This window comes from Sphingobium sp. IP1, from assembly GCF_002708645.1.
Classification (GTDB): domain Bacteria; phylum Pseudomonadota; class Alphaproteobacteria; order Sphingomonadales; family Sphingomonadaceae; genus Sphingobium; species Sphingobium yanoikuyae.
Map to the genome: position 1 here is coordinate 18317 of NZ_NOIW01000073.1, position 9962 is coordinate 28278.

3 protein-coding genes and 1 tRNA gene are annotated in these 9962 nt (G+C 62.7%); all 4 read left to right on the forward strand.

The window, feature by feature from the left end; genetic code table 11:
- The first annotated feature begins 58 nt into the window (after window positions 1–58).
- The 4 genes from rpoB (at window position 59) to CG471_RS20905 (ending at window position 9569) form a co-directional block, all read left to right on the forward strand.
- Window positions 59–4216, forward strand: coding sequence for a DNA-directed RNA polymerase subunit beta (gene rpoB / locus CG471_RS20890; protein WP_004208471.1), 4158 nt, complete (start codon window positions 59–61; stop codon window positions 4214–4216).
- A 79-nt stretch (window positions 4217–4295) separates the two neighbouring features.
- Window positions 4296–8552: a DNA-directed RNA polymerase subunit beta' gene (rpoC, locus tag CG471_RS20895; RefSeq protein ID WP_004208472.1), complete on the forward strand. Its 4257-nt coding sequence runs from the start codon at window positions 4296–4298 to the stop codon at window positions 8550–8552.
- A gap of 243 nt (window positions 8553–8795) precedes the next feature.
- Window positions 8796–8869 (forward strand) — tRNA-Gln (locus CG471_RS20900).
- An 88-nt stretch (window positions 8870–8957) separates the two neighbouring features.
- Window positions 8958–9569, forward strand: a complete 612-nt coding sequence (locus CG471_RS20905; protein ID WP_026109006.1) for a TetR/AcrR family transcriptional regulator — start codon at window positions 8958–8960, stop codon at window positions 9567–9569.
- Window positions 9570–9962 lie beyond the last annotated feature (393 nt).

Here is a 9962-nt window from a genome sequence, read left to right on the forward strand (position 1 = left end):
ACTGAATTTCCGCTGCAATGCGGAAAAACACGACGAACAGACGACAGGCAGGAACCGCATGGCGACCAAGGCTCTCCCAACGATCAACACCGGCGCTAAGAAGCGCATCCGCAAGGTGTTCGGCGACATCCACGAAGTGGTGCAGATGCCGAACCTGATCGAAGTTCAAAGGGAGAGCTACGAACAGTTCCTGCGCTCCAATCCGGCGATCGGCTATGTGTCGGGCCTGGAAAAGACCCTGCGCAGCGTCTTCCCGATCCGCGACTTCGCCGGCACCGCCGAAATGGACTTCGTCCATTATGAGCTGGAAGACCCGAAGTTCGACGTCGAGGAATGCCGCCAGCGTGGCATCACCTATGCCGCGCCGATGCGCGTTACCCTGCGCCTGATCGTGTTCGAGGTCGATGCCGACACCGAAACCCGTTCGGTCCTCGATATCAAGGAGCAGGACGTGTACATGGGCGACATGCCGCTCATGACGCAGAACGGCACCTTCATCGTCAACGGCACCGAGCGCGTCATCGTGTCGCAGATGCACCGTTCGCCAGGCGTCCTGTTCGACCATGACCGTGGCAAGACCCACTCGTCGGGCAAATATCTGTTCGCTGCCCGCGTCATTCCGTACCGTGGCTCGTGGCTCGACTTCGAGTTCGACGCCAAGGACATCGTCAACGTGCGTATCGACCGCAAGCGCAAGCTGCCGGTCACCGCGCTGCTGTATGCGCTCGGCCTCACCGCCGAGGAAATCCTGGGCCAGTTCTACAACAAGGTCACCTTCGTCCGTGGCGAAGGCGGCTGGCAGATCCCCTACACCGCCGAAGCCTGGCGCGGCCTGAAGCCCGCGTTCGACATCGTCGACGCCAAGTCGGGCGAAGTCGTGTTCGCCGCCGGCCACAAGATCAGCCCACGCGCTGCCAACAAGGCGGAAAAGGATGGCCTGGCCACCCTGCTGATCCCGACCGAGGAAGTCTATGGCCGCTACAGCGCCTATGACCTGATCAACGAGAAGACCGGCGAGATCTACATCGAGGCCGGCGACGAAGTCAGCCCCGAAAACCTCGAAAAGCTCGACAAGGCGGGCATCGACCGCCTGGAACTGCTGGACATCGACCATGTCACCACCGGTCCCTGGATCCGCAACACGCTCAAGGCCGACAAGGCCGAAGAACGCGACCAGGCCCTGAGCGACATCTATCGCGTCATGCGCCCCGGCGAGCCGCCGACGAAGGAAACCGCCGAAGCGCTGTTCGCCGGCCTGTTCTTCGATCCGGAACGCTATGACCTGTCCGCGGTCGGCCGCGTGAAGATGAACATGCGCCTCGACCTGGATGCCGAGGACACCGTCACCACCCTGCGCGTCGAGGACATCCTGGCGGTCGTCAAGGAACTGGTGAACCTGAAGGACGGCAAGGGCGAGATCGACGATATCGACAATCTCGGCAACCGTCGCGTCCGCTCGGTCGGCGAACTGCTGGAAAACCAGTATCGCGTCGGCCTGCTGCGCATGGAACGTGCGGTCAAGGAGCGCATGAGCTCGGTCGACGTGTCGACCGTGATGCCGAACGACCTGATCAACGCGAAGCCCGCCGTGGCCGCGGTGCGTGAATTCTTCGGCTCCTCGCAGCTGTCGCAGTTCATGGACCAGACCAACCCGCTGTCGGAAGTCACCCACAAGCGCCGCGTTTCGGCCCTTGGGCCGGGTGGTCTGACGCGTGAGCGCGCCGGCTTCGAAGTCCGCGACGTTCACCCGACCCATTATGGCCGCATCTGCCCGATTGAAACGCCCGAAGGCCCGAACATCGGTCTGATCAACTCGCTGGCCACCTTCAGCCGCGTCAACAAGTACGGCTTCATCGAAACGCCGTACCGCAAGGTGATCGACGGCAAGGTGACCAACGACGTCGTCTATCTGTCGGCGATGGAAGAGGCCAAGCACACGATCGCGCAGGCCAACGCCGAAACCAATGCCGACGGCACGCTGGCGGAAGACCTGATCTCCGCCCGTGAAGCCGGCGAATTCCTGATGGCGCCGCGCGACAACATCACCCTGATGGACGTCAGCCCCAAGCAGCTGGTGTCGGTCGCGGCCTCGCTCATTCCGTTCCTGGAAAATGACGACGCCAACCGCGCCCTCATGGGATCGAACATGCAGCGTCAGGCGGTGCCGCTGGTCCGTGCCGAGGCGCCGTTCGTCGGCACCGGCATGGAAGGCACCGTGGCCCGTGACTCGGGCGCGGCGATCGCCGCCAAGCGCGCCGGCATCATCGACCAGGTCGACGCGACCCGTATCGTGATCCGCGCCACCGGCGATGTCGAACCCGGCCAGTCGGGCGTCGACATCTACACGCTGCAGAAGTTCCAGCGCTCCAACCAGGACACCTGCATCAACCAGCGTCCGCTGGTGAAGGTGGGCGAACTGGTGCAGGCCGGCGACGTCATCGCCGACGGCCCGTCGACCGAGTTCGGCGAGCTGGCGCTGGGCCGCAACGTGCTCGTCGCGTTCATGCCCTGGAACGGCTACAACTACGAAGACTCCATCCTGATCTCCGAGCGGATCGTGAAGGATGACGTCTTCACCTCGATCCATATCGAGGAGTTCGAGGTCATGGCCCGCGACACCAAGCTGGGTCCGGAAGACATCACCCGCGACATTCCGAACGTCGGTGAAGAAGCGCTGCGCAACCTCGACGAGGCTGGCATCGTCTACATCGGCGCCGAAGTGGAGCCGGGCGACATCCTGGTCGGCAAGATCACCCCCAAGGGTGAATCGCCGATGACCCCGGAAGAAAAGCTGCTGCGCGCGATCTTCGGCGAAAAGGCAAGCGACGTGCGCGACACCTCGCTGCGCCTGCCGCCGGGCGTTGCTGGTACCGTCGTGGAAGTCCGCGTCTTCAACCGTCACGGCATCGACAAGGACGAACGCGCCATGGCGATCGAGCGGGAGGAAATCGACCGTCTCGCCAAGGACCGTGAAGACGAACGCGGCATCCTCAACCGTGCGACCTTCAACCGTCTGCAGGAAATGCTGATCGGCCAGACCGCCACCGCCGCCCCCAAGGGCGTCAAGAAGGGCGTTGTGATCGACGAGGCTCTTCTGGGCGAAGTCGAGCGTCACGAATGGTGGAAGTTCGCGGTCGAGGACGATGTCCGCCAGACCGGCATCGAAGCCGTCAAGGCGCAGTATGACGAAGCGGTGAAGCTGATCGTCGAGAAGTTCGAGGATCGCGTCGACAAGCTGCAGCGCGGCGACGAGCTGCCCCCGGGCGTGCTGAAGATGGTCAAGGTGTTCGTCGCGGTGAAGCGCAAGCTGCAGCCGGGCGACAAGATGGCCGGCCGTCACGGTAACAAGGGTATCATCAGCCGCATCCTGCCGGCCGAAGACATGCCCTTCCTGGAAGACGGCACCCCCGTCGACTTCGTGCTGAACCCGCTGGGCGTGCCGTCGCGCATGAACGTCGGTCAGATCTTCGAAACCCATCTGGGCTGGGCCGCACGCGGCCTAGGCGCCCAGATCGGCCAGGCTCTGGACGCATGGCGTGAAGCCAATCCGAACCCCGAGGCGGGCCAGCCCCCCGAGGCGGTGAAGGAACTGCTCAAAACGATCTATGGCGACAATTATGTCGCCGAAATCGAGGCGCGTAGCCCCGAGCAGATCGTCGAGCTGGCGCAGAATGTCCGTGCAGGCGTGCCGATGGCGACGCCGGTGTTCGACGGTGCCGTCGAATCCGACGTGTCGGCGATGCTGAAGCTGGCAGGCCTGGACGAATCCGGCCAGGTTTCGCTGTTCGACGGCCGTACCGGCGACGTGTTCGACCGCAAGGTGACCGTTGGCTACAAGTATGTCCTGAAGCTGCACCACCTGGTCGACGACAAGATCCACGCACGCTCCATCGGCCCCTACAGCCTCGTCACCCAGCAGCCGCTGGGCGGTAAGGCGCAGTTCGGTGGCCAGCGCTTCGGTGAAATGGAAGTGTGGGCGCTCCAGGCTTATGGCGCCGCCTACACGCTGCAGGAAATGCTGACGGTGAAGTCGGACGACGTGGTCGGCCGCACCAAGGTCTATGAGGCGATCGTCAAGGGCGACGACACGTTCGAGGCCGGCATTCCCGAAAGCTTCAACGTGCTGGTCAAGGAAATGCGTTCGCTGGGCCTAAACGTCGAACTCGCCGCGATGGACGAGATTGACGACGACGGCATGGCGGCTGCGGCGGAATAAGGGATGCGCGGGCGCTGCTCCGGCAGCGCCCCCTCCCCTGCTTCGCCCGAAAATTACACCCTCTAGAGGGACTTGAGATATGAACGAACTGACGAACTTCGCCAATCCGATCCAGAAGCCGGAAACCTTCGACCAGATCCAGATTGGCCTCGCCTCCCCGGAGCGCATCCGCAGCTGGTCCTTCGGCGAAATCAAGAAGCCGGAAACCATCAACTATCGCACGTTCAAGCCCGAGCGTGACGGCCTGTTCTGCGCCCGCATCTTTGGTCCGATCAAGGACTATGAGTGCCTGTGCGGCAAGTACAAGCGCATGAAGTACAAGGGCATCGTCTGCGAAAAGTGCGGCGTGGAAGTGACCGTGTCGAAGGTCCGCCGCGAGCGCATGGGCCATATCGAACTGGCCGCGCCGGTTGCCCATATCTGGTTCCTGAAGTCGCTGCCCTCGCGCATCGGCCTGCTGCTCGACATGCAGCTCAAGCAGCTTGAGCGCGTCCTCTATTTCGAAAGCTATATCGTCACCGAGCCGGGCCTGACCCCGCTGGAGAAATATCAGCTGCTGACCGAGGACGAACTGCTCGACGCGCAGGACGAATATGGCGAGGACGCCTTCTCGGCCGGCATCGGCGCCGAAGCCGTCAAGCAGATGCTGATGGATCTCGACTTGGAAGGCGAGAAGCAGGCGCTGCTGGACGAACTGGCTGTCACCAAGTCGGAACTGAAGCCCAAGAAGATCATCAAGCGGCTGAAGGTCGTCGAGAGCTTCCTGGAATCGGGCAACCGCCCCGAGTGGATGATCCTGGACGTCGTGCCGGTCATCCCGCCGGAACTGCGCCCGCTGGTGCCGCTGGACGGTGGCCGCTTCGCGACCTCGGATCTCAACGATCTGTATCGCCGCGTCATCAACCGCAACAACCGTCTGAAGCGCCTGATGGAGCTGCGTGCGCCGGACATCATCGTCCGCAACGAAAAGCGCATGCTGCAGGAAGCCGTCGACGCCCTGTTCGATAACGGCCGTCGCGGCCGCGTCATCACCGGCGCCAACAAGCGTCCGCTCAAGTCGCTGTCCGACATGCTCAAGGGCAAGCAGGGCCGCTTCCGTCAGAACCTGCTCGGCAAGCGCGTCGACTATTCGGGTCGTTCGGTCATCGTGACCGGTCCGGAACTCAAGCTGCACCAGTGCGGCCTGCCCAAGAAGATGGCGCTCGAACTGTTCAAGCCCTTCATCTACGCCCGCCTCGACGCCAAAGGTCTGTCCATGACCCTGAAGCAGGCCAAGAAGTGGGTCGAGAAGGAGCGCAAGGAAGTCTGGGACATCCTCGACGAAGTCATTCGCGAGCACCCGGTCATGCTGAACCGCGCGCCGACGCTCCACCGTCTGGGCATCCAGGCGTTCGAACCCGTGCTGATCGAAGGCAAGGCGATCCAACTGCACCCGCTCGTCTGCTCGGCCTTCAACGCCGACTTCGACGGTGACCAGATGGCCGTCCACGTTCCGCTCTCGCTGGAAGCCCAGCTGGAAGCGCGCGTGCTGATGATGTCGACCAACAACATCCTGTCGCCCGCCAACGGCAAGCCGATCATCGTTCCCTCGCAGGACATGGTCCTGGGTATCTATTACCTGTCGATGGAACGCGAAGGCGAGCCGGGCGAAGGCATGCTGCTGTCCGACATGCAGGAGGTCCATCAGGCCCTCTATGCCAAGGCGGTCACCCTGCACTCGAAGATCATCAGCCGCGTGCCGCAGACCGACGAAAATGGTCAGCAGTATATGAAGCGCTTCGAGACCACGCCGGGTCGCATGCTGCTGGGCGAATGCCTGCCCAAGTCGCACAAGGTGCCCTTCGACGTCGTCAACCGCCTTCTGACCAAGAAGGAAATCGGTGACGTCATCGACCAGGTCTATCGTCACACCGGCCAGAAGGACACGGTGCTGTTCGCCGACGCCATCATGTCGCTGGGCTTCCGCCACGCGTTCCAGGCCGGCATCAGCTTCGGCAAGGACGACATGGTCATCCCCGACAGCAAGGTGACGATGGTCGACGAGACCAAGGCACTGGTGGCGGATTATGAGCAGCAGTATCAGGACGGTCTGATCACGCAGCAGGAAAAGTACAACAAGGTGATCGACGCCTGGAGCCGTTGCGGCGACCAGGTCGCGAACGCCATGATGGACGAGATCCGTGCCCAGCCCAAGGATCCCAAGACCGGCCGTCTGGCGCCGATCAATTCGATCTACATGATGGCGCACTCGGGTGCCCGTGGTTCGCAGGCCCAGATGAAGCAGCTGGCCGGCATGCGCGGCCTGATGGCCAAGCCGTCGGGCGAGATCATCGAAACGCCGATCATCTCGAACTTCAAGGAAGGTCTGACCGTTCTTGAATATTTCAACTCGACCCACGGTGCCCGTAAGGGTCTGGCCGACACCGCGCTCAAGACGGCGAACTCGGGTTACCTGACCCGCCGTCTGGTCGACGTGTCGCAGGACTGCACCATCGTCGAGGATGATTGCGGCACCGAAAAGGCGCTGGAGATGAAGGCCATCGTTCAGGGTGGTTCGGTCATCGCCTCGCTGGGCGAGCGCATTCTGGGCCGTACCACGGCGCAGGATATCGTCGACAGCAAGGATGGCACCGTCATCATCCCGATCGGCACCCTGCTGGACGAAGCCATGATCACCCAGATCGAGGCGATCGGCACGCAGGCCGTGAAGATCCGCAGCCCGCTGATCTGCGAAAGCCGCATGGGCGTTTGCGGCAAGTGCTACGGCCGTGACCTGGCCCGTGGTACGCCGGTGAACATCGGCGAAGCGGTCGGCGTCATCGCGGCGCAGTCCATCGGTGAACCGGGCACGCAGCTCACCATGCGTACCTTCCACATCGGCGGCGCGGCGAACTTCAACGAAACGTCGAACCTGGAAGCCCTGTCGGACGGTACGATCGAGCTGCGCGACATGCCGACCATCACCGACAAAAATGGTCGTCGCCTGTCGCTCGCCCGTAACGGCGAAGTCGCGATCATCGACAGCGAAGGTCGCGAACGCGAAACGCACCGCCTGCCTTATGGCGCCACCATTCTGTTCGCAGATGGCGATGCCGTGAAGAAGGGCGATCGCTTCGCCGAGTGGGATCCCTTCACCATGCCGGTGATCACGGAAAAGCCGGGTATCGTTAAGTATGTCGACCTGATCGACAACAAGACGCTGACCGAACAGACCGACGAAGCCACCGGCATCGCCCAGCGCGTCGTCATCGAGCATCGTGGTGCCGCCCGGACGAAGGAAGATCTGCGTCCGCGCCTGACCCTGATGGACGATAATAGCGGTGAAGCCGCCCGCTACATGCTGGCGGTCGGTGCGACCCTGTCGGTCGACGATGGTGCCGAGGTTCAGGCCGGTGACGTGCTGGCGCGTGTCAGCCGTGAAGCGGCCAAGACCCGCGACATCACCGGTGGTCTGCCGCGCGTTGCCGAGCTGTTCGAAGCCCGCAAGCCCAAGGACAATGCGATCATTGCCAAGGTGTCCGGCCGCGTGCAGTTCCTCAAGGATTACAAGGCGAAGCGCAAGATCGCCATCAATCCCGAGGATGGCGGCGAGCCGGTCGAATATCTGATCCCCAAGAGCAAGGTGATCGACGTTCAGGAAGGCGACTACGTGAAGCGTGGCGACAACCTGATCGGTGGTTCGCCCGATCCGCACGACATTCTGGAAGTGCTCGGCATCGAGCCGCTGGCCGAATATCTGGTCGCCGAAATCCAGGAAGTCTATCGCTTGCAGGGCGTGAAGATCAACGACAAGCACATCGAGACGATCGTTCGTCAGATGCTGCAGAAGGTCGAGATCATCGAGTCCGGCGACACCACCCTGCTGGTCGGCGAGCAGGTCGACCGCGAGGAAATGGACGAGATCAACAGCAAGCTGCAGCCGGGCTTCGCCCCTGCTGCCGGCAAGCCGGTGCTGCTCGGCATCACCAAGGCCTCGCTGCAGACCCGTTCGTTCATCTCGGCGGCGTCCTTCCAGGAAACCACCCGCGTCCTCACGGAAGCGGCGGTCCAGGGCAAGAAGGACACGCTGGTTGGCCTGAAGGAAAACGTCATCGTCGGCCGCCTCATCCCGGCGGGCACCGGTGCCGGCATGAACCGCCTGCGCGTTGCCGCCTCGTCGCGTGACGCGGCGATGCGGGCCGCGCTGCGCGCGTCGGCCCAGGTCGACCTGATCGCGCCAAAGAGCGCGGCCGAGGAACATGCGGCCGAACTGGCCCAGGGTCCGGAAGCCGCGATCGGCGACGATCCTCTGGGTGCCGTGCAGGGTGATGATTTCACCACGCAGGACATGGACTGACTTTGAAAAGGCGGGAGCCGCTTCCTACATCGGGAGCGGCTCCCAGCCCGGTTTTGAGAGAGACCGACATATTGCCCGCCGGATCAGCGATGATCCGGCGGGCTTTTCTTTGTCCGGTGAAGGCAGCCGGTCAGCGATCGGGAGGATCGACAAAAAACTGCGGAAAGGCTGCACAAAGCGCTTGACCGACTCTGAATCCCCGCCTATCTGCGGCCTCCCAAGCGGGGCAAGCCCTGCTGATGATGCCCGATCCTCTAATGGTAAGAGAGCGGACTCTGACTCCGTCAATCAAGGTTCGAATCCTTGTCGGGCATCCAATTCTTCCCCATCAGATAAAAGCTGACTAGTGATGATGTCGCGCGCCCTATGGACGTAGGCGGCCATCATCCCTATATACCGGTCGGTATGGAAATCACGGCAACACAGAGTGGCAGGGGCCGCCCGCGGGAGTTCGATCCCGAGGAAGCCTTGGCGGCTGCACTTCAGGTCTTCTGGCGGCGCGGCTATGAAGGCGCATCGCTGGCGGAACTGACCGAAGCGATGGGCATCACAAAGCCCAGCCTCTATGCCTGTTTCGGCAACAAGGAAGCCCTGTTCCGCAAGGCGCTCGACCTCTATGAGCGCGACAAGCTCTGCTATGTGAAGTCGTCGCTGGAGGCACCGACCGCCAAGGCGGTGGCCGAGCGCATGCTGCGCGGATCGCTGGCGATCCAGACCGGCAACAAAGATCCCCAGGGATGCATGGGCGTCATCAGTTCGGTCGGCGGCACCGCCCATTCCGAATGTATCCGCGATGAGGTGCTGGCCCGCCGCGCCTCGTCCGACCGCGCCCTGCTCGACCGGTTCGAACGCGCCCAGGCAGAAGGCGACCTGCCCGCCGGAGTCGAGCCGCAGGCGCTCGCCTGTTACCTCTCGACCGTGATCCAGGGCATGGCCGTGCAGGCCGGTGCCGGCGTGCCGCGCGATCGGCTGGAACAGCTGATCGACACCACCCTCACCATGTGGCCCAGCAAATAGCGGGTTTTATTTCGCTTTTGCGTGCGTCCGCCCCTTGAAATTGCCGCACTGCAAATAAAATACCTCCCGGTACAAAAAGACGGTTGACGGGACAGCCCCCGCTAATATATACCATGCGGTACACAATGATGCTGGGTGTATAGCCCAGGGAGGTCATCATGCAGCAATTCCACCATCGGCGCTGTCGACGATAGCGTCACCTAAAGGGGCGGTTTCCCGGTAACGGGTTCCTCCTGATTCACCATCTTTGCGCCCTCTTCGCGACGGTTTGTGCCGTTCGCGCCGCAAGGACGCATGCCCGCATCTTCGGGCGCTTATTCCGGGACGCGATCCGCGCTTTTCCGCGTGCGGCCGTGTGCCCGCTTCAGATCGCAGGAAGGAACAGGCCATGGC

Coding starts and splice junctions, on each gene's coding strand:
- rpoB (WP_004208471.1), top strand. CDS start 59: ATGGCGACCAAGGCTCTCCCAACGATCAACACCGGCGCTAAGAAGCGC.
- rpoC (WP_004208472.1), top strand. CDS start 4,296: ATGAACGAACTGACGAACTTCGCCAATCCGATCCAGAAGCCGGAAACC.
- CG471_RS20905 (WP_026109006.1), top strand. CDS start 8,958: ATGGAAATCACGGCAACACAGAGTGGCAGGGGCCGCCCGCGGGAGTTC.